General features: G+C 73.8%; 7 protein-coding genes. 2 read left to right on the top strand and 5 right to left on the bottom strand.

All coding sequences use genetic code 11. The annotated features are described in order from the left end of the window. Nucleotides 1–82: 82 nt before the first annotated feature. Nucleotides 83–742 carry a carboxymuconolactone decarboxylase family protein gene (locus LDL48_RS30765; protein WP_225258623.1) on the top strand — a complete coding sequence of 220 codons (660 nt, stop codon included), beginning with the start codon at nucleotides 83–85 and terminating at the stop codon, nucleotides 740–742. Here the strand turns inward: LDL48_RS30765 and LDL48_RS30770 are convergent. The 5 genes from LDL48_RS30770 to LDL48_RS30790 are packed head-to-tail and all read right to left on the bottom strand — an operon-like array spanning nucleotide 717 to nucleotide 4,724. Then, entirely contained in the window at nucleotides 717–1,382 is a 666-nt protein-coding gene (locus tag LDL48_RS30770; RefSeq protein WP_225258624.1) for an O-methyltransferase, read from the bottom strand. The two genes, LDL48_RS30765 and LDL48_RS30770, sit on opposite strands and share 26 nt — an antisense overlap. Before the next feature lie 13 nt (nucleotides 1,383–1,395). Continuing rightward, nucleotides 1,396–2,487, bottom strand: a complete 1,092-nt coding sequence (locus LDL48_RS30775) for an HAD-IIIC family phosphatase (RefSeq protein WP_225258625.1) — start codon at nucleotides 2,485–2,487, stop codon at nucleotides 1,396–1,398. Next, nucleotides 2,484–3,611, bottom strand: a complete 1,128-nt coding sequence (locus tag LDL48_RS30780; RefSeq protein ID WP_225258627.1) for an acyl-CoA dehydrogenase family protein — start codon at nucleotides 3,609–3,611, stop codon at nucleotides 2,484–2,486. Before LDL48_RS30780 ends, LDL48_RS30775 begins: the two co-directional genes overlap by 4 nt. After that, on the bottom strand, nucleotides 3,598–3,867 hold the full coding sequence (locus LDL48_RS30785) for an acyl carrier protein (RefSeq protein WP_225258628.1): 270 nt from the start codon (nucleotides 3,865–3,867) through the stop codon (nucleotides 3,598–3,600). The genes LDL48_RS30780 and LDL48_RS30785 overlap by 14 nt, the downstream gene beginning before the upstream one ends. Further along, nucleotides 3,864–4,724: a 3-hydroxyacyl-CoA dehydrogenase family protein gene (locus tag LDL48_RS30790; protein WP_225258629.1), complete on the bottom strand. Its 861-nt coding sequence runs from the start codon at nucleotides 4,722–4,724 to the stop codon at nucleotides 3,864–3,866. The genes LDL48_RS30785 and LDL48_RS30790 overlap by 4 nt, the downstream gene beginning before the upstream one ends. A 327-nt stretch (nucleotides 4,725–5,051) precedes the next feature. Here LDL48_RS30790 and LDL48_RS30795 point away from each other — a divergent pair, with 327 nt between their 5' ends. Next, a complete protein-coding gene (locus LDL48_RS30795; protein ID WP_225258630.1) occupies nucleotides 5,052–22,844 on the top strand; it encodes a type I polyketide synthase in 17,793 nt (5,930 codons plus the stop codon). The last annotated feature ends 16 nt before the right edge of the window (nucleotides 22,845–22,860 follow it).

A 22,860-nucleotide genomic window follows, 5' to 3' on the forward strand; every position in this document is an offset into this window, starting at 1 on the left:
CGCCGCCCGGCCGCCCACCTTCTAGGGTTTCCCTGAGCCGGTTGTTGGTGGGATTGCCGTCACGCTGACAACGGAGGTGGCGGTGACGCGACCGCAGGCATGGCCCCGGATCCCACCGCTGGGGGTGGAGGCGTTCCTGGGCACCCCGACGGGCCGGGCCTACGCGGAGATCGCCGCGCAGGCGTTCGAGGGCCTCCTGGCCGACCGTCCGCCGCCCAATGTGCTGCGCACGCTCGCCCACCACCGCGAGCTGTTCCCGGCGATGATGCCGCTGCTCGCCCACGTCGCCGGCGAGGTGCTGCCGGCACGGGACCGGGAGATCGCGATTCTGCGGACGGCCTGGCGTTCGCAGGCCCCCTACATCTGGGCACATCACCATCCCGCGGGTCTCGCCGCGGGTCTCAGCAACGCCGACATCGCGCGGATCGCCTCCGAGGAGCCGGGTGGCTGGGCCCCGTTCGAGTCGGCTCTGCTGCGTGCCGTGGACGAACTGCACGCCGGGTCCGTCATCTCCGCGGACACCTGGCGGTCGATCGCCGGGCGGTACCACCGGGATCAGGCGCTCGAACTGATGGTGCTGGCCGGCACGTACCGGACGCTGGCGTACGTCCTGAACTCCTGCCAGGTGCCGATCGACACCTGGCTGCCGCGCCCGGCGCCGCTGCCTCCGGGCCCGGCCCACGCGGCGCGGTTCGAATCCGACTGGTCCGGCTGGTTCAGGGCTTCTTCCGGATCAGCGTGATGCCGTCCGCCATCGGGATCAGCGACACGTCGACCGCCGGGTCGTCGCGGACCAGGAGATTGAAGTCCCGGACGCCGGCGGTGTCGGCGTCGTCCGCCGCGGGATCGATGACCCGGCCGAAGAACAGCGTGTTGTCCACCGCGATGAGACCCTGGTCGTGGACCAGCGTCCGGGCCAGGCGGTAGTAGTCCGGATAGCGTCGCTTGTCGGCGTCGATGAACACGAAGTCGAACGATCCGGCCCGCTGGTCCGCGATGAGCGTCGTGAGGGTGTCGACCGCGTCGCCGATGCGGACGTCGATGCGATCCGCAACCCCGGCCCGCTGCCAGTACTCCGCACCGATCCGGGGCCACCGGTTCGTGATGTCGCAGGTGATCAGACGACCGTTCGGCGCGAGTGCCCGGGCCAGGCACAGCGTGCTGTACCCGGTGAACGTACCGATCTCGAGAACGTTCCGGGCGGGCGTCAGGCGCGCCAGCATCGCCAGCAGCTGCCCCTCCTCGGGCATGATCTGCATGGCCGTGCCCATCGGCAGCTCGGCCGTCAACTCCCGCAGTTGCCGGAGGATGTCGTCCTCCCGGAGCGAGACGTCCCGGATGTAGGCCCCCAGCGGGGCGGAGGTGTCAACCTGCTGTGCCATGCGTCGTCTCCGCTCAGGATCTGCCGGCCGGGGCGCCGGTGAGGGACACCGCGTGCAGTGTCAGCGTCGCCGGCGGGTCCGTCGGCGACGGGATCAGATGCAGTCGCCGGAGGTCCGGCAGTTCCGCCGGCTTCGGCTCGGTGCGGCAGTCACAGTGGTCGTCGGTGAAGCCGGCGAAGCGGTACGCGACGTCCATCATCCGGTTCCGCGTGGTCGGCAGGAAGTCCGCGAGCAGGTGGACGCCGGTCCGCGCGCCCTCGTCCGCGAGCCAGTTCAGCAGCGTCGAACCCACGCCGAACGCCACCACCCGGCAGGACGTGGCGAGGAGCCGGATGTGCCAGACGCGGGCGTGCTTCGCCATCAGCACCAGACCCACCGCGCCGTGTGGTCCGAACCGGTCCGAGAGGGAGGTCACCAGGACCTCATGGTCCGGATCGTCCACCAGCGCAGTGAGTTCGGCCCGGTGGTAGTGCACGCCGGTGGCGTTCATCTGGCTGGTGCGCAGCGTGAGTTCTTCGACCCGGGACAGGTCCGCCTCGGTGGCCCGGTCGATCCGCATGACCATGCCGAGGGTCCGGAGGAAGTCCTCGCTGGGGCCGCGGAACTCCGCCTCGGCCGCCTTGCGCCGGAATCCGGCCTGGTACATCTTGCGCCGGTTGCCCGCGTCCGCGGTGACCGTGGCGGGGCGGAACTCCGGCCGGGCGGCGATCTCACCGAGCTGCTCGGCGGCGTAACACCGCACCTCCGGATGGTGGAACTGGACCTCGGCCCGTTCGGTGGGCTGATCGTCGACGAAGGCGATGACGTCGAGCGCGAAGTTGAGCTCGGCGGCGATCTCCGCGACGGCGGCGGATTTCGGGTTCCAGCTGATCCGGGGGAGCACGAAGTAGTCGGCGACGCCCAGGGCCTCCAGCTTCGCCCACGCGTTGTCGTGATCGTTCTTGCTGGCCACCGATTGCAGGATGCCGCGCCGGTCCAGCTCGGCGATCAGGTCGCGGATCTGTTCGTCGAGGACGACGTCGCCGTCCTCGACCAGGGTGCCCTTCCACAGCGTGTTGTCCAGGTCCCAGACGAGACACTTGACGACCTTGGCGGTTGCGGTCATTGCGTCACCTTCCTTCGGGCGGACGACACCACGTGGTCGGCGAGGATCAGTTGGCAGATCTCGGTACTGCCCTCGATGAGTTCCATGAGCTTGGCGTCGCGGTATCCGCGCGTCACCACGTGACCGTCGTGTGCGGCCGCCGAGCCCAGAACCTGCACCGCGGTGGCGGCGCCGTGGGCCGCCTGCGTGGCACTGACCTGCTTCGCGACGACGGTGGCGATGACCTGTTCGGGTGAAGCGCTGTCCCAGCACCGGCTGGCGTGCTCGCAGACGAGCGTGGCGACCTGGCGGGCGGTCAGCAGGTTCGCGAGATGACGGCCGACGAGCTGATGCTCCGCGAGGACCTTGCCGAACTGGGTCCGGGTGCGGGCGTGCTCGGCCGCGGCGTCGACGCAGGCCTGGAGGATGCCCACGCATCCCCAGGCGACGGACATGCGCCCGTAGGCGAGCGCGGCCGTCACGAGCATGCCGATCGGCTGTCCACCGCCCAGCACGGCGCTGCCCGGCACCCGTACGCCGTCGAGCCGGACGTCGGCGTGGCCGGCGGCCCGGCATCCGGACGGCTGAGGAACCGGGGTCACGGTCACGCCGTCGGCGGTGGCGGGAACGACGACGGCGGCGGCGCCCGACCGGTAGCGGCCGACGACGACGATGAGGTCGGCGTAGCGGGCCGCCGTCGTCCAGACCTTGTGGCCACGGACGACGACGTCGTCACCGTCGGGTTCGATCGTCGCGGTGATCGCCGACAGATCGCTGCCCGCCTCGGGCTCGCTGAAGGCGACGGCGGCGAGCCGGCCGCGGGTCAGCGCGGGAAGGTACTGGGCCCGTTGGCTACGGCTGCCCAGTCGCTGCACGGTCCACGCGGCCATCCCCTGCGATGTCATCACGCTGCGCAGCGACGAGCACCGGCTGCCCACGTGGGCGGTGAACGCCCCGTTCGCCAGGCTGGTCGCGCCGAGGCCGCCGTACTCGGCCGGCACCTCCGCGCAGAGCAACCCGGCTGCCGCCAGCTCCCGCGGGACGCCGGCCGGGAGAAGCGCGTCCCGATCCCAGTCCGCCGCCCGGTCACCGACCAGACGATCGACCAGTTCCCGGGCGCCGGCGAGCGGCTCAGGCCTCGGCATGGGTTTCCGCGGGCTGCAGCCGCAGCACCAGGTCCGTCATCGATCGGATGGTGCGGAAGTTGTCGCGCTTCAGATCCTCCCCGAGAATTTCGAGCGCGAACGCCTGCTCCAGGAAGACGACGAGTTCCATCGCGAACATCGACGACACCAGCCCGGACGCGAAGAGATCCCGGTCGACCGGAACGTCGTCATTGACCCGGGCGGCGAGGAACTGGCCGATGTGCCGTTCGACTTCCGACGCGCTGAACTGGCTCATGAGAGTACCTTTCCGTAGTCGAAGAAGCCGCGACCTGTCTTCTGTCCCAGCTCATGGCGACGCACCTTCTCGACGAGCAGGTCACAGGGCGCGTGGCTGGCATCGCCGGTGCGTTCGGAAAGGGCGCGCAGCGCGTCCACGAGATTGTCGATGCCGATCAGATCCGCCGTGCGCAGTGGGCCGGTCGGGTGACCCAGACACCCTTGCATGAGCGCATCGACGGATGCCGGGTCGGCCGTCCCGGCGGCGACTATCCGGGCGGCTTCGTTGATCATCGGGTGCAGGAGCCGGCTCGTGACGAAGCCGGGTGCGTCGTTGACCACGGCCGGCGTCCGGGACATCCGGGTGAGCAGGGAGACCATGGCCTCGATGGTGGCGTCGCTGGTCTGCGGCCCGCGGATCACCTCGACCATCCGGATGAGATAGGACGGGTTCATGAAGTGAGCCCCGCAGAACTCGGCCGGGTGGCGCACCGACCGGGCCAGCTCGGCGATCGGGATGCCCGACGTGTTGGAGATCAGCAGGGTGCCCGGCTCGACCGAGGTGGAGACCCGGGCGAGGACGTCCGCCTTGAGCGCCGTGTCCTCGGTGATCGCCTCGATCACGGCGCCGGCGCCCGCGGCGTCCCGGTGCGACGACCCGGTCGTCAGCGTTCCCGGGCGGCGGGAGGCCGGGAACGCGTCCATCATCCGGCCGTGCCGCAACTGCTTGTCGATGGTCGGCGGCGCCTGCTTCAGCGCATCGTCGGAAATGTCGATGAGAATCACATCAACACCTTCGCCCAGCGCCATTGCCGCTATACCGCAGCCCATGACACCCGCACCGATAATGGCGATGGTCTCCGTAGCCGGATGCATCTGGCGCCGTACCTCCCATGCTCCTCGAGCACGTGTCCGATTGTGCGGTGCTGCGAATCAGCCACCGTTCGTGGTCGTCATGGGATCGACACGGCGGCACCGTCGGCATGAGGCTGCACGGCGCGCAGGGGAAGTGTCAACGAGCGCCGGGGAATACTAGTGGAATCCGGAGTGTGTCGTTCCGCGAATCATGCCGGCCACGCTCTACTAAGGAATTCCCAGCGGACCGGCGGGCAGGATTGCGCGTGCTTTGTCACGTGTCCGTCGCCGACATCGATCATCTGATCCGCTGAGCGTGACGCGTGAGCCGCGGAGACTGGAGACCCGATGCATCTGCCGATCACCCCCTCGCCCGAACTCGCGGTCGCGGTCGTCGGTGTCTCCTGCCGGCTGCCGGGCGCGGCGGATCCGGAGGCGTTCTGGGCCTTGCTGCGGGACGGGACCGACGCCGTCACCGTGGCGCCGCCGGGGCGGTTCGGATCCGGCATCGACGACGCCGCGGCCCGGGGCGGATTCCTGCCCGACGTCGCCGGGTTCGACCCGGCCTTCTTCCGGCTCACGCCGCGCCAGGCACAGGCGATGGATCCGCAGCAACGGTTGACCCTGGAGCTGTGCTGGGAGGCGTTGGAAGACGCGGGAATCGTGCCGGCGGCGCTGCGGGACACGAGGGCCGCGGTCATGGTCGGGGCGATGGCCGACGACTACGCGAAGCTGACCCACGCCGCGGGTAGCCCGGCGGTCGACCATCACACCCTCACCGGTGTCAGCCGCGGCCTCATCGCGAACCGGGTCTCCTACCTGCTCGGCATCACCGGGCCCAGCCTCACGGTCGACACCGCGCAGTCGTCGTCACTGGTGGCGGTCCACCTCGCGGTCGAGTCCCTGCAGCGCGGCGACTCACAGCTGGCGCTGGCCGCCGGAGTGAATCTGCATCTGACCCCACACGGCGCCGAGGTGGCGCACCGATTCGGCGGCCTGTCGCCCGACGGCCGGTGCTTCACCTTCGACGCCCGAGCCAACGGCTACGTCCGCGGCGAGGGCGGGGCGGTGGTGATCCTGAAACCACTCTCCGTGGCCCTGGCCGACCGGGACCGGATCTACTGTGTGATCCGCGGCAGCGCCACGAACAACGACGGCGCAACCGCGGGGCAGACCACCCCCGGCGAGGCCGGACAGCGATCGGTGCTGGCAGAGGCGTACCGGCGGGCCGGCGCGGACCCCGCTGCGGTGCAGTACGTGGAGCTGCACGGCACCGGAACCCCGGTCGGTGATCCCGTCGAGGCCGCGGCGCTGACCGCGGTGCTCGGCGCGGGCCGGTCACCGGAGCGGCCGTTGCGGGTCGGCTCGGCCAAGACCAACGTCGGGCATCTGGAAGGCGCGGCCGGCATCGTCGGGCTCCTCAAGACCGCACTCGCCGTCCGGCACGGTCAGCTTCCGCCCAGCTTGCACTTCACCAGGCCGAATCCGGCGATCGACTTCGCCGCCTGTCCGCTGCGGGTCGTCGGCGAGCTGGAGACGTGGCCGGACCGCGACGGTCCGATGCTGGCCGGCGTGTCGTCGTTCGGCGTCGGCGGGTCGAACTGTCACGTCGTCGTGTCGTCGGCTCCGGCCACCCCGTGCGAACCGGTACCGGAGACGCCGGACGCGGTGGCCCCGGCGCCGCTTCCGTTCCTGCTGTCCGCACGCTCCGCGATCGCCCTCCGGGACCAGGCCGGCAACCTTGCCGTACGGCTGCGGGAACGGCCGGACCTGTCGCTGCCCGACGTCGCGTCGACCTTGGACGGCGGCCGGTCCCGGTTCGCACACCGGTCGGTTCTCCTCGCCACCGGCCGGGACGACCTGCTCGACGGTCTCGACGCCGTCACCGCCGGACGGAGCCACCCGAACGTGATCGACGGCCTGGTCCGCGGGGACCGGCGGCGGGTGGTGTTCGTCTTCCCCGGTCAGGGCTCGCAGTGGTGCGGGATGGGCCGCGAGCTGATCGCCACCTCGCCGGTCTTCCGGCGGCGGATGGACCAGTGCGCCGAGGCGCTGGCCCCGTTCACGGACTGGTCGCTGACCGCGGCCCTGGACGACGAGGAGGCGCTGCGCCGCACCGACGTGGTGCAGCCGGTGCTGTGGGCGGTCATGGTCGCCCTCGCCGAGGTCTGGCGGTCGTTCGGTGTGGAACCCGCCGCCGTCCTGGGGCACTCCCAGGGCGAGATCGCGGCGGCCTGCGTGGCGGGCGGCCTGTCGCTGCCCGACGGCGCCCGCGTCATCGCGGTACGCAGCCGGATCCTGGCGCGGGACGTCGCCGGTACCGGTGCGATGGTCTCCACCGCGCTGGAGCCGGCGGAGGCGGAGCGGTACGCGGCCCGTTCGGACGGGGCGCTGGCCGTGGCCGCGGTCAACGGGCCCCGCTCGGTGGTGCTCGCCGGCACGATCGACGCCGTCCACCGGCTCCACGGCGAGCTGACCGCCCGCGACGTCCGGTCCCGTCTCGTCGAGGTGGACGTCGCCTCACACTCGCCGCAGGTCGAGCCCGCGGCGGCCCGGCTCTCCGCGGAGCTGGGCCCGATCGACCCGCGGGCCGCGAGCGTCCCGTTCTACTCCACCGTCACCGCGGCGGAGCTGCCCACGACCGAGCTGAACGTCGGGTACTGGTGCCGGAACCTGCGCGAGACCGTCCGGTTCGCGGACACCGTGGAGCGGCTGACGTCGACCGGGCACGACACCTTCCTCGAGATGAGCCCCCATCCGATCCTGCGCGCCGCGGTGGAGGAGACCGCGGCGCAGCACGGCCGGAAGGTCACCGCGGTCGGCAGTCTGCGCCGCAACGAGCCGGACCGGCGCCGGCTGCTGCACTCGCTCGCCGCGGCGCATGTCGCCGGGGCCGGCGTCGACTGGAGCGCCGCCACCGCGGGCGGTCGCCGGGTGTCCCTGCCCACCTACCCCTTCCAGCGGCGCCCCTACTGGCTGGCGCCGGCCGGCGCGGCGGCCGGGGCCACACCGCCGTCGTCTCCGGCCATCGATCCGGCCGCGACGGACGAACCGGAAACCGGGCCGACCCTGCCCCGCGCGTTCGCCGCGAGCGACCCGGCGGACCGCCGGTCGATGCTGCGCGACTGGGTCCGGCACGAGACCGCGGTCCTGCTCGGTCACGACGACGACGTCGTCGACCCGGAGTCGACGTTCAAGGACCTGGGCTTCGACTCCGCGATGTCGATGGACCTCCGCAACCGGGTGGATGCGGAGGCCGGCCTGCAGACCCCCACCTCGCTGGTGTTCAACCATCCGACCCCGATGTCGCTCGCGGAGTTCCTGCTCGGCGAGCTGGCCGGCGTCCCGGACCGGCCGGAGGCTCCGGGGACCGCGGGCGCCGCGGGCCCCGCCAAGCCGTCGCCGCCGGTGGCGGACGACCCCGTCGTCATCGTCGGCATGGCGTGCCGGCTGCCGGGGGGAGTGGACTCGCCGGCAGCCATGTGGCGGCTGCTCAGCCGCGGTGCGGACACGATCTCCGCGTTTCCGGCCGACCGGGGGTGGTCGCTCGACGGGATGGATCTCGCCCGCCGGGAGGGCGGATTCCTGCCGCACGCCTTCGACTTCGACGCCGCCCTGTTCGGGATCAGCCCGCGCGAGGCGACCGCGATGGACCCGCAGCAGCGGCTCGTCCTGGAGACGGCCTGGGAGGCGCTGGAGGACGCCGGCCTCGGCCCGGCCGGATTGCGCGGCTCGCCGACCGGAGTCTTCATCGGCGCCAGCCACCAGGACTACGGACCGCGGATGGACGAGTCCCGCGGCACGCCGGTGGACGGGTTCGCCCTGACCGGCACGTCGGTGAGCATGATGTCGGGTCGCATCGCATACCAGTTCGGGTTCGAGGGCCCGGCCGTGACCGTCGACACCGCCTGCTCCTCGTCTCTGGTCGCCCTGCACCAGGCCACCCGGGCCATGCGGGACGGCGAATGCGAGCGTGCGCTGGTCGGCGGCGTCGCGGTCATGCCGACACCGGGGATGTTCGTGGAGTTCGACCGCCAGGGCGGCCTTTCACCCAGCGGGCGGTGCCGGTCGTTCTCCGACGACGCCGACGGGACCGTCTGGTCGGAGGGCGCCGGCATGCTGGTGCTCGAGAACTTGTCCGCGGCACGCCGGCACGGGCACCGGGTCCTCGGCGTCATCCGCGGCACGGCGATCAACTCGGACGGTGCCTCCAACGGACTCACCGCGCCGAACGGGTCGGCGCAGGAGCGGGTGATCCAGCGGGCCCTGCGCGACGCCGGCCTGCGGGCCCAGGACGTCGATGCGGTCGAGGCGCACGGCACGGGCACCCGGCTCGGTGATCCGATCGAGGCGGAAGCGCTGGTCGCCACGTACGGCCGGGACCGTGCGGACCGCCCGCTGCTGCTCGGGTCGCTGAAATCCAATGTGGGCCACACCCAGGCCGCCGCCGGAATCCTCGGTCTGATCAAGATGGTGCTGGCCCTGCGCCACGAGGAACTGTCCCGGACGCTGCACGTCACCGCGCCGTCGTCGCGGGTCGACTGGGCCGGCGTCCAGCTGCTGACCGAACCGGTACCGTGGCCGCGGACCGGCCGGATCCGCCGTGCGGGTGTGTCGTCGTTCGGGATCAGCGGCACCAACGCGCACGCCATCGTCGAGGAGGCGCCGGCCGAACCCGTGGCCCCGCCGTCCGTACCGCCGGCGCCGCGCCTGGAGACCGTGCCGCTCGTGGTGTCGGGGCACTCCGCGGACGCGGTACGCGGGCAGGCGGCCCGCCTCTGCCCGTTGCCGCCCGAGACCGCACTGCTGGACGTGGCCTACTCGCTGGCGACCACCCGGACGCGGCTCGCCCACCGAGCGGTCCTGCTGGCGGACGACCGGGACGGCGCCGACGAGGCCGGTGCCGCGCTGGCCGCCGGAACCGCCCATCCCGGCGTCGTGTCCGGGCCGCCGCGGCGCGGCGGCGGGAAGGTGGGTGTGCTCTGCACCGGGCAGGGCGCCCAGCGAGCGCGCATGGGTGCGGAACTCTACGACCGGTTCCCGGTCTTCGCGCAGGCCCTCGACGAGGTGCTGGACGTGGCCGGCGGTGGGTTCGAGCCGCCGCTGCGGGACGTCCTGTTCGCCGCGCCGGATACCCCGGCCGCGCTGCTGCTCGACCAGACGGGCTATGCGCAGCCCGCGCTGTTCGCGGTGCAGACGGCGCTGCACCGGCTGAGTACGTCCTGGGGCGTCCGACCCGAGGTCGTGGCCGGGCACTCCGTCGGCGAGGTCGCCGCCGCGCACATCGCGGGCGTGCTGTCGCTTCGTGATGCCGCGCGCCTGGTCACCGCCCGTGGCCGGCTCATGCAGGCGCTGCCCGGCGGGGGCGCCATGGTCGCCGTGGAAGCCGGCGAGGACGACGTCCGGCCCCTGCTGCGGTCCGGGGTGTCCATGGCCGCGGTCAACACCCCGACATCGGTGGTGTTGTCCGGCGACGAGGAGGCCGTCCGTGCCGTCGCCGACGCCCTGGCGGCAGAGGGCCGCCGCACCCGGCGGCTGACCGTCAGCCACGCCTTCCACTCGGCGCACATGGACCCCATGATCGACGAATTCCGTACGGTCGTGGCCGGTCTCACCTTCGGCTCACCGAACCTCCCGGTGATCTCCACCGTGACCGGCCGGCTCATCACCGACGACCTGGCCACGCCGGAGTACTGGGTGCGCCAGGTCCGCGAGCCGGTGCGGTTCGCGGACGCCGTCCGGGCGATGCGGACGGCCGGGGTGCGCCGCTTCCTGGAACTCGGCCCGGACGGTGTGCTGACGGCCATGGTCCGCGAGAACCTCGCGGACGACGGCCACGAGGCGGTGGCCGTGCCGATGCTGCGCCGGGACCGTCCGGAGACCCGGACGGCGCTGGCCGCGCTCGCCCGTCTGGACGTCGACGGCGTCGACGTGGACTGGTCCGCCGTGCTGCGCGGGCGCGGTGCCCGCCGCTGCGACCTGCCGACGTACGCGTTCCAGCGGCGGCGTTTCCTGGCCCGGTCGCCGCGACGGGTGGCCGACCCCGAGGGTACGTCGCCCCTGTTCTCCGCGCCGGCCGTGACGGACCTGCCGGGCAACGGCGGCCGGCTCATCGTCGGACGGCTGTCGCTGGACACCACCCCGTGGCTTGCCGACCACGTCGTGCACGGCAGCGCCATCCTGCCCGGCACCGCGTTCCTGGACCTGGCGCTCGCGGCCGGCGCACAGGTGGAGGCCGGCCGGGTCGTCGAGTTGACGATCGAAGCGCCGTTGCCACTGTCCGCCGACGGCGGTACGACGGTGCAGCAGCTGATCGACGCACCCGACCGGAACGGCGACCGCAGGTACCGCGTCCACGCGCGGCGCACCGACGCCGACCCGTGGACCCGACATGCCAGCGGCGTCCTCGGGACGGTCGCGGGCACCGGTCCACCGGCCGGCCCGGTGTGGCCGCCGGCCGGCGCCGTTCCGGTCGACCTCGACGACTTCCACGAGACCTCCGCCTCCCGCGGATTCGGGTACGGGCCCGCGTTCCGTGGCCTGCGCCGGGCGTGGCGCCGCGACACCGAGGTGTTCGCCGAGGTGGCCCTTCCTTCCCCGCTCTCCGCCGGTGCGGCCGCGCACCCGCTCCATCCCGCTCTGTTCGACGCCGCGGTGCAGGCCACCGCACTGCTCGACTGGCCGCACGCCGGGACGCGGCTGCCGTTCAGCTGGTCCGGGGTGGCCCTGCACGCGGGCGGCTCCGCCGCGCTGCGAGTCGCGGTCCGGGTCGAGGGTGCGGACACCGTGACGATCACCGCCACCGACGACACCGGCCGGCCGGTGATCACCGTGGATTCACTGGTCATGCGCCCGGCGCCGGCCGAGGACGCCGGCCGCACGCGGCACCCGGCGCCGGATGCCGGTACGGCCGAGCCGACCGGCCGGCTGCTGCACTTCGACTGGCCGGCCGCCGCCGCGCCGATCGTTCCGGCGCCGTTGCAGGTGGCGGTGATCGGGCGGGATCCGTGGGGCATGGCCGCGTCGTTCACCGCGCCCCCGGCGTTCTACCCCGACCTGGACGCGCTGTTCGAGGCGGGGCCGACGACCACCCCGCCACCGGACGCGGTGCTGCTGCCGGTGGTGCCGCGGGCCGGTGCGAACGCGGCCGACGTCGCCCGGGTCGCGACCACGACCGTGCTCGACCAGGTGCGGGCCTGGCTCGCGCACCACGACTCGCCGGACCTCACGCCGCCGGTCCGGCCATCCGCAGCCCGAGCCGTGGCCACGTTGACCGTCGTCACGGTCGGCGCGGTCCGTGCCGACAGCGGCGATCCGGCGCCCGATCCGGCGGCCGCCGCCGTGTGGGGACTGGTTCGCGGCATCCAGGCAGAACATCCCGGCCGGATCCAGCTGGTGGACCTCGACCCGGCACCGGCCGGACCGGCACCCGCACCGGGCCCGCCGGTGCCGGAGGCGCTCGCTCTGCCCGAGCCGCAGGTGGCGATCCGGTCGCAGGCGCTGCGGACACCACGTATGCGGCCGCTGCCGTCCGGGATCGAGCCGCCCGCGGACGGCGCCCCCTGGCAGCTGGTGACCGCCCGCAAGGGAATGCTGGACGGCCTGCGTGCGGTCGCCACCGGCGCGACGTCGCCCGCTGCCGGACAGGTACGGGTGGCGATCCGTGCGGCGGGGCTCAACTTCCGGGACGTTCTGAACGCGCTCGGCATGTATCCCGGGGACGTACCGTTCGGCGTCGAGGGATCCGGCGTGGTGGTGCAGACCGGTCCCGGCGTCGACGACCTCCCGGTGGGCACCCGGGTGCTGGGCCTGTTCGCCCCGGCGCTCGGTTCGCACGCCGATGTGGATGCCCGGGTCCTCGTGCCGGTTCCGCCGGACTGGTCGTTTGCGCAGGCGGCCGCGATCCCCGCCGCATTCCTCACGGCGTACCACGCTCTGGTGCACGTGGCCCGGCTGCGGGCGGGGGAATCGGTGCTGATCCACGCCGCGGCCGGCGGGGTCGGCATGGCGGCGGTGAGCCTGGCGCGCCACCTCGGGGCGGAGGTGTACGCCACCGCCAGCCCCGGCAAGTGGGAGCACCTGCGGGCCCGGGGAATCGCCGACGACCACCTCGCCTCGTCCCGGACCGTCGACTTCGAGGACCGGTTCCGGTCGGCCAGCGGTGGCCGCGGCGTCGATGTCGTGCTGGACGCGCTCACCGGGGAGTTCGTCGACGCGTCCCTGCGCCTGACGCGGGCCGGTGGCCGCTTCGTCGAGATCGGCAAGGCTGACGTGCGGGACTCCGCCGAGGTCGCCGACCGGTACGGGGTCACCTACACCGCCTTCGACCTGTTCGACGTGCCGGTCGAGGAGATCCGCGGCATGCTGCGCACGGTGGTGGACCTGCTGGCCGCGGGCGCCCTGACGCCGCCTCCGGTGCGGACGTTCCCGGTCCGGCAGGCGGTGGACGCGTTCCGCGTGATGAGCCAGGCCAGGCATGTCGGCAAGGTCGTACTGACCCTGCCGGTGCCCTGGGACCCGGCCGGGACGGTGCTGGTCACCGGCGGAACCGGCGGGCTCGGCGGGCACGTCGCCCGGCACCTGGTCCGGACCTCGGGCGTGCGGTACCTGCTGCTCGTCAGCCGGCGTGGCGCCACGGCGACCGGCGTGGCGGAACTGGTCGCCGAATTGTCCGCGGCCGGTGCGCACGTCGACGTCGTCGCCGGCGACGTCGCCGACCGCGCCGCGCTCGCCGGTGTGCTGGCGGGCGTCCCGGCCGACCGGCCGCTGACCGCGATCGTGCACACCGCCGGAGTGCTCGACGACGCGGCGGTGGGGTCCATGACGCCGGCCCGGCTGCACCCGGTCTGGCGCGCCAAGGCCGACGCGGCCTGGCACCTGCACGAACTCACCCGGGACCGGCCGCTCGCCGCCTTCATCCTCTACTCCTCGGTGAGCGGGCATCTCGGCGGTGCCGGCCAGGCGAACTACACCGCCGCCAATGCCTTTCTGGACGCGCTCGCCGAGCATCGGCAGAGCGCCGGCCTGCCCGCCAGATCCATCGTCTGGGGACTGTGGGACACCGGGATGGCCGGCACGCTGCCGCCGGTCATCCGCCGGCGGCTGTCCCGCCTCGGGCTCTGGCCGATCGCGGCGGGCCCGGGAGCGGAACTGTTCGACGCCGCCCGACGCGCCGGGCCGGCCGTCGTGGTCGCGCTCGGCGCGGACCCCACCTCGACGCCACCGACCGCGACGCCCGGCCTCCCGGGCGCCGCCCTGGCGGGCTCGCCCGCCGCTGTGGCTGGTCCGCCCGCCGTGGCTGGTCCGTCCGCTGTGGCTGGTCCGTCCGCTGTGGCTGGTCCGTCCGCCGTGGCCGGTCCGTCCGCTGTGGCCGGCCCGCCCGCGCCCGCCGAGCACGGTCGGGCGGCGGCGCCGCCCGGCGGATCCGGGCGCGCGCTGGTGGCGCTCGTTCAGCGGTCGGCGGCGGCGGTTCTCGGCCACGCCGATCCGGCGACGGTCGACCCCGACGTGACGTTCAAGGACCATGGGTTCGACTCGCTCACCTCGGTCGAGCTGCGGGAGCGTCTGTCCGACGAGTTGGGCCGCCGGTTGCCGCCCACCCTGGTGTTCAACCACCCCACCCCGGCGGAACTCGCCGCCCACCTGCACCGGGAACTGGGCGACCGGGACGCCGCGCCGGCGCCGGCCCAGGTGACCGGCACGTCGCCGGCCGCCGCCGCGGACCCGGTGGTGGTCGTCGGGATGGCCTGCCGCGGGCCCGGCGGCGTGACCACTCCGGACGAGCTGTGGCGACTGCTCAGCGACGGCCGGGACGCGATCACGGACTTTCCGGCGGACCGGGGCTGGACGATCGGTGACCTGCCCCTCGCCTCGTCGGAGGGCGGCTTTCTGCCGGACGCGATGGACTTCGACGCCGAGTTCTTCGGCATCAGCCCGCGCGAGGCGACGGCCATGGACCCGCAGCAGCGCCTCGTGCTGGAGACGGCCTGGGAGGCGCTGGAGAGCACCGGTTCGGCGCCCGACGCGCTGCGCGGCACCCGGACCGGGGTCTTCGTCGGCGCCACCCACCAGGACTACGGGCCGGCCCTGCACGACTCGGCCGGGGACAACGCGGACGGCTTCGCCCTGACCGGGACGACGCTGAGCGTCCTGTCCGGCCGCGTCGCGTACCAGTTCGGGTTCGAGGGTCCCGCGGTGACCGTCGACACCGCCTGTTCCTCGTCGCTGGTCGCGCTGCACCTCGCGGCGCGGGCCCTGCTCGGCGGTGAGTGCGAGACGGCGGTGGCCGGCGGCGTCACGGTGATGCCGACCCCCGGCATGTTCGTCGAGTTCACCCGCCAGGGCGGTCTCTCGCCGACCGGCCGGTGCCGGTCGTTCTCCGACGACGCGGACGGAACCGCCTGGGCCGAGGGCGTCGGCATGGTGGTACTCACGCGGCTGTCCACCGCCCGCCGCCAGGGCTACGAGGTGTTCGCCGTGGTCCGGGGCAGCGCGGTCAACGCCGACGGCGCGTCGAACGGGCTCACCGCACCGAACGCCACGGCGCAGGAACGGGTGATCCGGCAGGCGCTGGCGGACGCCCGGCTCCAGCCGGAGGACGTCGACGCGGTCGAGGCGCACGGGACCGGCACCCGGCTGGGCGATCCGATCGAGGCCGAAGCACTGCTGGCCGCGTACGGCCGGGAACGGGCGCCCCGGCCGCTGCTGCTGGGATCGCTGAAGTCGAACATCGGGCACGCCCAGGCGGCGGCGGGCGTGCTCGGCGTCATCAAGATGGTGCTCGCGCTGCGGCACGGGGAACTGCCCCGGACCCTGCACGTCACGACGCCGTCGTCCCGGATCGACTGGACCGGCGACGGCCTGCGGCTGCTGACCGAACGGGTGCCGTGGCCGCGGACCGGCCGGCCGCGACGGGCGGCCGTGTCGTCGTTCGGCATCAGCGGCACGAACGCGCATCTGATCCTCGAACAGGCGGAACCCGAACCACAGCCGCCGGTCGAGACGCCGGCTCCGGCGCCGGACGTACTCCCGTTGGTGCTGTCCGCACCCGTCGCGGAGGCGGTCGGCGATCAGGCCGAGAGCCTCCGCCCGGTGCTGGCCCGGCACGATCTGCGGGAGGTGGCGTTCACCCTGGCCACCGCCCGCACCAGGTTCCGGCATCGCGCCGTCGTCCTGGCCGCGGACCGGGAGAGCGCGGGCCGGGCGTTCGACGCACTGGTCGCCGACCGCGAGCACGCCGGCCTGATCCGCGGGACGGGCCGTCCGCTCGGCGGGACGCTCGGGTTCACCTTCACCGGTCAGGGCGCGCAGCGGATCGGCATGGGTGCCGAACTCTCCGCGGCGTTCCCGGTGTTCGCGACCGCCCTGGACGAGGTGCTGGACCTCGTCGACGGCGAGCCTGGACCACCGCTGCGGCCGGTGTTCTCCGCCGCCCCGGGCGGGCCCGAGGCGGCCCTCCTCGATCAGACCGGCTATGCGCAGCCGGCCCTGTTCGCCGTCGAGGTGGCGCTGCACCGGCTGCTGGCGTCCTGGGGGATACACCCGGATCTGGTGGCCGGGCATTCCGTCGGGGAGATCGCCGCGGCGCAGGCCGCGGGCGTCCTGTCGCTCGCCGATGCCGTGCGGCTGGTCGCGGCCCGGGGCCGGCTCATGCAGGCCCTGCCGGCCGGCGGCGCGATGGTCGCGGTGCAGGCGACCGAGGACGACGTCCGGCCGTGGCTGAGCGGCGAGGTGTTTCTCGCGGCGGTGAACACGACGTCGTCCGTGGTCCTGTCCGGCGACGAGGCGGCGGTGCTCGCCGTGGCGGACCGCTTCGCGGCGCAGGGCCGGCGAGTCCGGCGGCTGCCGGTGAGCCACGCCTTCCACTCCGCCCGCATGGAGCCGATGCTGGACGACTTCGGCGCCGTGCTGGCCGGGCTGGCCTTCCACCCGGCGGCCGTCCCCGGCGTGTCGACGGTGACCGGGGGCGGCAGCGGGACGGAGTGGGCCACCGCCGGGTACTGGCTCCGGCAGGTCCGCGAGCCGGTCCGCTTCGCGGACGCGGTCCAGCGGATGCACGCCCACGGGGTACGGCGAATCGTGGAACTGGGTCCGGACGGCGTGCTGACGGCCATGGGACGGGAGACCCTCTCCGATCCGGAGACCGTTCTGCTTCCCACGCTGCGCCGGAATCAGCCCGAATCGGCGACGCTCCTGGCGACCGTCGCCCGGCTCGGTGTCGACGGCGTCGACGTCGACTGGGGAGCGGTGCTCGGCGGACCGGGAGTCCGGCGGATCAGCCTGCCGACGTACGCGTTCCGGCGCCGGCGGTTCTTCGTCGCGCCCGGCTTCCGGGCGACCGGCGGCGAGGCCACCGGAGGCGAGCTGCCCGGCCGCCGGGCCGACGACGCCGGAACGGTCTCCCGGCCGCCCGACGTCCCGGCACCCGGTTCCGGGCGCGCGGCGCGGTCGCGCCGGTCGATCGTGGACCTCATCCGGCGGTCGGCGGCCACGGTCCTGGGCCTGGCCGATCCGGGCCGGGTCGACGTCGACCTGAGCTTCCGGGACCACGGATTCGATTCGTTGACGGCGGTCGAGCTCCGGCACCGGCTGTCCGCGGAACTCGGCATCCCGTTGGCCCCCACCGTGGTCTTCGACCATCCGACGCCCGGCGCGCTCGCCGATCACCTCCACACGGAGGTGGCTCGCGGCGACGTGGCAGACGTCGAGGAGGCCCCGCACGGGGCCGGCCCGACGCTCGCCGACGAGCCCATCGCGATCGTCGGGATGAGTTGCCGCCTGCCGGGTGACGCGAACTCGCCCGAGCAACTGTGGGATCTTCTGATGCACGGGGTCGACGCCGTGTCCCCGCTGCCGGCCGACCGCGGCTGGGATCCCGGGCTCTACGATCCGGACCCCGGCCGGATCGGCCGGATCGCGGCGCCCGCCGGTGGCTTCCTCACCGACGTGGCGGCGTTCGACGCGGCACACTTCCACATCTCGCCGCGGGAGGCGGCGATGATGGACCCACAGCAACGGATCATTCTGGAACTGGCCTGGGAGGCCTTCGAGCGCGCCTCGATCGTGCCCGCGTCCCTGCGGGAAACCCGCACCGGCACGTTCCTCGCCGCGGCCCACAGCCCGTACGGCCGGCCGGCGTCGGCCGACACCGACGGCTACCAGGCGAGCGGGACGGGCACGAGCGTGCTGTCCGGCCGGGTCGCCTACACGTTCGGCCTGGTGGGCCCGGCCGTCACGGTGGACACCGCCTGCTCGGCGTCTCTGGTCGCGATGCACCTCGCCTGTCAGTCGCTGCGTTCGGGCGAGAGCGACCTCGCACTGGCCGGCGGGGTGACCGTGTTGAGCAGCCCGGACCTGCTCATCTCGATGAGCCGCCTGCGGGTCCTGGCCCCGGACGGACGATGCAAGGCGTTCGCGGACACCGCGGACGGAATGGGGATCGCCGAGGGCGCGGGACTGGTCGTCCTGGAGAAGCTGTCGGACGCGCAGCGCAACGGTCACCCGGTGCTGGCGGTCATCCGCGGGTCGGCGATGAACTCCGACGGATCGTCCAACGGCCTGACCGCCCCCCGCGGGACCGCCCAGCAGCGGGTGATCCGGCAGGCGCTGGCGAACGGCGGGTTGTCGGGAGTCGACGTCGACGCGGTCGAGGCACACGGCACCGGCACGGCGCTGGGCGATCCGATCGAGGTGCGGGCACTGACGGCCACCTACGGCCAGGACCGGCGCGGCAATCCGCCGTTGCTGATCGGATCGGCGAAGTCGAACATCGGGCATACCCAGCTGGCCGCCGGCGTCACCGGCGTGATCAAGATGGTGATGGCTCTCCGGCAGGGCCAGCTCCCGCCCACCTTGCACGCGGCCCAGCCGTCGACCCGCATCGACTGGTCGGCCGGGACGGTCCGGCTGCTGACGGCGCCGACGCCGTGGCCGGACCTGGGCCGTCCGCGACGGGGCGCCGTGTCGGCGTTCGGGCTCAGCGGCACCAACGCGCACCTGATTCTGGAGCAGGCACCGCCGCCGGCCGCGCCGCGACCGGTGCCCGGGCCCGGCGCCGTCGATCCGGCCGGGCCACTGCCCTGGATACTCGCGGCCCGCTCGGCGGACGGTCTACGGGCGCAGGCCGGCAGACTGCTGAACCACGTCGGGACCCGTCCCGACCTGCGCCCACTGGACATCGGGTACTCGCTGGCCCGGTCGCGGTCCACGTTCCCGCACCGCGCCGTGCTCGTCGGCCGGCCCGGCGAGCTGCGCCCGAGCCTGGCCGCCCTGGCCGCCGGCCGGCCGGACCCGGGCGTGCAGAGCGGCACCGCGCGGGAGAGCGGCCCGGTGGTCTTCGCCTTCTCCGGACAGGACGCCGCGTGGCCGGGCATGGGAGTCGAGCTGCTGGACAGCTGCCCCGCGTTCGCCGCCGCCGTCGAAGAGTGCGGCGCGGCGCTGGCACCGTACGTCGACTGGTCTCTGGTCGACGTGCTGCGCGGCCACCCGGATGGACCGGCGGTGGACGCGCCCGACGTGCTGCAGCCGGTGCTGTGGGCCGTCATGGTGTCGCTCGCGGCGGTCTGGCGGTCGTTCGGCGTCGAGCCGGAGGCGGTGATCGGCCACTCCCAGGGCGAGGTCGCCGCAGCGTGTGTCGCCGGCGCGCTGTCGCTCGCGGACGGCGCCCGCATCGTGGCGACCCGGAGTCGGCTCATCCGGGAACGGCTCTCCGGGCACGGCGCCATGATGTCGGTGATGGCCTCGGCCGAGCAGGTGGCGGCTCTGCTGGCCGACGACCGCGGCGCGGTGTCGATCGCGGCGGTCAACGGACCACGGTCGGTGACGGTCTCCGGCGAGGCGGCGGACGTGGCGGCGTTCGAGCGCCGGCTGTCCAAGGCGCGGATCATGCGGTGGCGGCTGGCCGGCGTGGACTTCGCCGCCCATTCGGCCGCGGTCGAGGAGATCGAGGCAGAGCTGCTGCGGGCCCTGGCGCCGATCCGGCCCCGGGCGGGACGGGCGGCCTTCTACTCGACGGTCGGCGGTGCGCGGCTCGACGGCGGCACCTTGGACGCCGAGTACTGGCGCCGTAACCTGCGCGAGCCGGTGCGCTTCGCCGACACCGTGGAAACGCTGGTGGCGGACGGGTATCCGACGGTGATCGAGATCAGCCCGCATCCCGTGCTGGCGGTGGGGATCAGTCAGATCGCCGAGGCGGGCGGGACCACGGCCGCGGTTCTCGGCACCCTGCGGCGCGATGACGGCGGCATGGACCGCCTGCTGCGGTCGCTCGGCGACGCGCACATCCACGGTGTCACCGTCGACTGGGGCGCCGTGCTGTCCGGTGGGCGGCTGGTCGACCTGCCGACGTACGCGTTCCACGCCGAGCGGCTCTGGACCGCGCCGGTCACGCCGGTTTCCGAGGACCGGACCGTCCCGGCGGATGCGCCGCTCTGGTCGGCCGTGCGCCGCACCGACGCCGACGCGGTCGCCGCCCTGATCGGCCTCGACCGCGAACGCCGCGCGGCGCTCGAGGAGCTTCTGCCGGCGTTGTCGGCGTGGCGGAGCGGGCTGGACCGGCGGGAGCGAACCGCGTCCTGGCGGTACCGTCCGGCCTGGGTGCCGGTTCCGGTATCCGCCGCACCGGCGCTCACCGGCACCTGGTTGTTCGTCACCGTCGACGGGCCGGAGGACGCCGACATCGCCGACACGCTGGTCGCGCACGGGGCGCGCCTACGGCGAGTGGTGCTCGACGAGACGTGTACCGATCCGGCGGTCCTGGCCGATCGCCTCGGCGAGCTGCGCGGAGTGACCGGCATCGTGTCGGCCCTCGCCGCCGCCGAGTGGTCGATGGCCACCACGCCGGCCCTGCCGGTCGGCCTGGCCCTGACCGTCACGCTGATCCAAGCGGTGCTGACCGCGGAGGCCGACGTTCCGGTGTGGGCGATGACCCGCGGCGCCGTCTCCACCGGACCGGCGGACCCGGTACACCGCCCGCTGCAGGCCATGGTGCACGGCGTGGGATGGACCGCCGCGTTGGAGGCTCCGGCCCGGTGGGGCGGGATCGCCGACCTTCCCGCCCGTCTGGACGCGGACACGGCCGGAAAGCTGGCGGCGGTGCTGTCCGCCCAGTCCGGTGAGGATCAGGTCGCCGTCCGCCGGTCCGGCGTCTTCGGCCGGCGCCTGGTGCGCGCCCCCGCTTCCCCCGGAACGGGCGGCGACCGCACGTTCCGCGGCACCACCCTGGTCACCGGGGGCACGGGCCTGCTGGGCGGCCGGATCGCCCGATGGCTCGCCCGGCGGGGGGCCGAGCACATCGTCCTGACCAGCCGGAAGGGAATAGTCACCGCAGGCGCCCCCGAGTTGGTCGGCGAGCTGGCCGAACTCGGAACCGATGCCACGGTGGTGGCGTGCGACCTGACCGAACGGGACTCCGTCGCCGCGGTGCTGGATCAGCTCGCCGCCGGCGGGCACCGCGTTCGTACCGTGGTGCACGCCGCCGGCTCCGGTGGCCTCGAATCCCTCGGGAGCACCAGCCTCACCCGGTTCGCCGACATCGTCCACGCCAAGGTCGCCGGGGCCGCGCACCTGGACGAGCTGCTCGGCGACGCCGATGTCGACGGGTTCATCCTGTTCTCCTCGGTGGCCGGCGCCTGGGGCAGCGGCCGGCACGCCGCTCAGGTCGCCGCCAACGCCTACCTGGAGGCGCTGGCCGCGCAACGCCGGGCCCGGGGCGGCCGCGCCACCCTGATCGCCTGGGGCCCGTGGACGGTCGCCCGTCCGGCGATGAGCGAGTCGGACATCGGTCGACTCGCACGGACCGGGATGTCGTTCATCGACGGCGACCTGGGCCTCGACCTGCTCGGCCGGGAAGCCGGCGAGGACGGGACGGCGCTGGTGGTCGCGGACATCGACTGGAACACGTACGTGCCGGTGTACACCTCGGCCCGGCCGAGTCCGTTCTTCGACGGCCTCGCCGAGGCAACGGCCGCTCCGGCGGTGGCGCCCCCGGCCGGGGACCAGGGGATCGCGGCCCGGCTGCGCGGCCGATCCGCTGACGAACAGCGGAGCCTGCTGGTCGAGCTGGTCCGCACGGAGGCCGCCGCGGTGCTCGGACATCGGTCCGCCGAGACGATCGGCACCCACTCGGCATTCCGCGACTTCGGCGCCGACTCGGTCACGTCCCTCGAACTGCGCAACCGGCTGGCGGCCGCGACCGGCCTGGTGCTGCCGAGCGCCGTCGTGTTCGCCCACCCCACGCCGCACGATCTGGCCGCCTACCTGGCCGGCGAGCTGGACAGTGCGCCGGCCCCCGGCCGCGCCGGTCCCGACCCGGCCGCGGACCTGCACCGCACGGCCGTGGCGGACGGGCGGATCGAGGAGGCGGACGCACTGGCCGCCGGTCTCGCGCGGCTACGGCCGATGTCGGCCGAACCGGTGTCGCCGATCGTGGACCGGTTGGCCACGGGCCCGGCCGGCGAAGCGGGTACCCGGCTGGTCTGCCTGGCGCCGATCGTGCCGATCACCGGTCCGCACGCCTATTTCGGCCTGGTCTCGGCCGTGCCCGCGGATTGGTCGGTGTCCTGCCTGACGCCGTCCGGGTTCGGCCCCGAGGAGGTCCTCCCGGCCACCCGGGAGGCACTGGTGGACGGGCTGGCCGACGCGATCGCCCGGGACGGCGGTGCCGAGCCGGTGGTCCTGCTCGGCAGTTCGTCCGGCGGGATCCTGGCGTACGAGGCCGCCCGCCGCCTGGCCGATCGCGGCCGGGCGGTCCGGGCCGTGGTACTGCTGGACACCTACCTCCTCGACGCACCGGCCACCGCCGAGACCCGCACCAACCTGTGGCGAGCGCTGTACGCCCGCGAGCACATCGTGAACGGTTTCGACTCGACCCGGCTGTCCGCGTTCGCCTGGTACGAACGGCTCGTTCGCACCTGGCGTACCGATCCGGTGCCCTTCCCGACGCTGCTCGTCCGCGCCTCCGAACTCATCGGTGACCCGGATCGCCGCGATGTCGCGTGGCAGACCTCGCTGGAGCACGTCTCGGACACGATCGACGCTCCGGGCGACCACTTCACGATGTGCGAGCGGCACGTCTCCGATACGGCTGCGATCATCGCGGGCTGGCTGGACGACAAGGCCCCGAGGCCCGCCTCAGATCGCTGACCGGTTCTAGGGAAGT

It is taken from the genome of Jidongwangia harbinensis (assembly GCF_020216025.1).
In the GTDB taxonomy this organism is placed as follows: Bacteria; Actinomycetota; Actinomycetes; order Mycobacteriales; family Micromonosporaceae; genus Actinoplanes; species Actinoplanes harbinensis.

Excerpts from the sequence above, each read along its gene's own strand:
- LDL48_RS30770 (WP_225258624.1), bottom strand. The coding sequence starts at position 1,382 with ATGGCACAGCAGGTTGACACCTCCGCCCCGCTGGGGGCCTACATCCGG.
- LDL48_RS30775 (WP_225258625.1), bottom strand. The coding sequence starts at position 2,487 with ATGACCGCAACCGCCAAGGTCGTCAAGTGTCTCGTCTGGGACCTGGAC.
- LDL48_RS30780 (WP_225258627.1), bottom strand. The coding sequence starts at position 3,611 with ATGCCGAGGCCTGAGCCGCTCGCCGGCGCCCGGGAACTGGTCGATCGT.
- LDL48_RS30785 (WP_225258628.1), bottom strand. The coding sequence starts at position 3,867 with ATGAGCCAGTTCAGCGCGTCGGAAGTCGAACGGCACATCGGCCAGTTC.
- LDL48_RS30790 (WP_225258629.1), bottom strand. The coding sequence starts at position 4,724 with ATGCATCCGGCTACGGAGACCATCGCCATTATCGGTGCGGGTGTCATG.
- LDL48_RS30795 (WP_225258630.1), top strand. The coding sequence starts at position 5,052 with ATGCATCTGCCGATCACCCCCTCGCCCGAACTCGCGGTCGCGGTCGTC.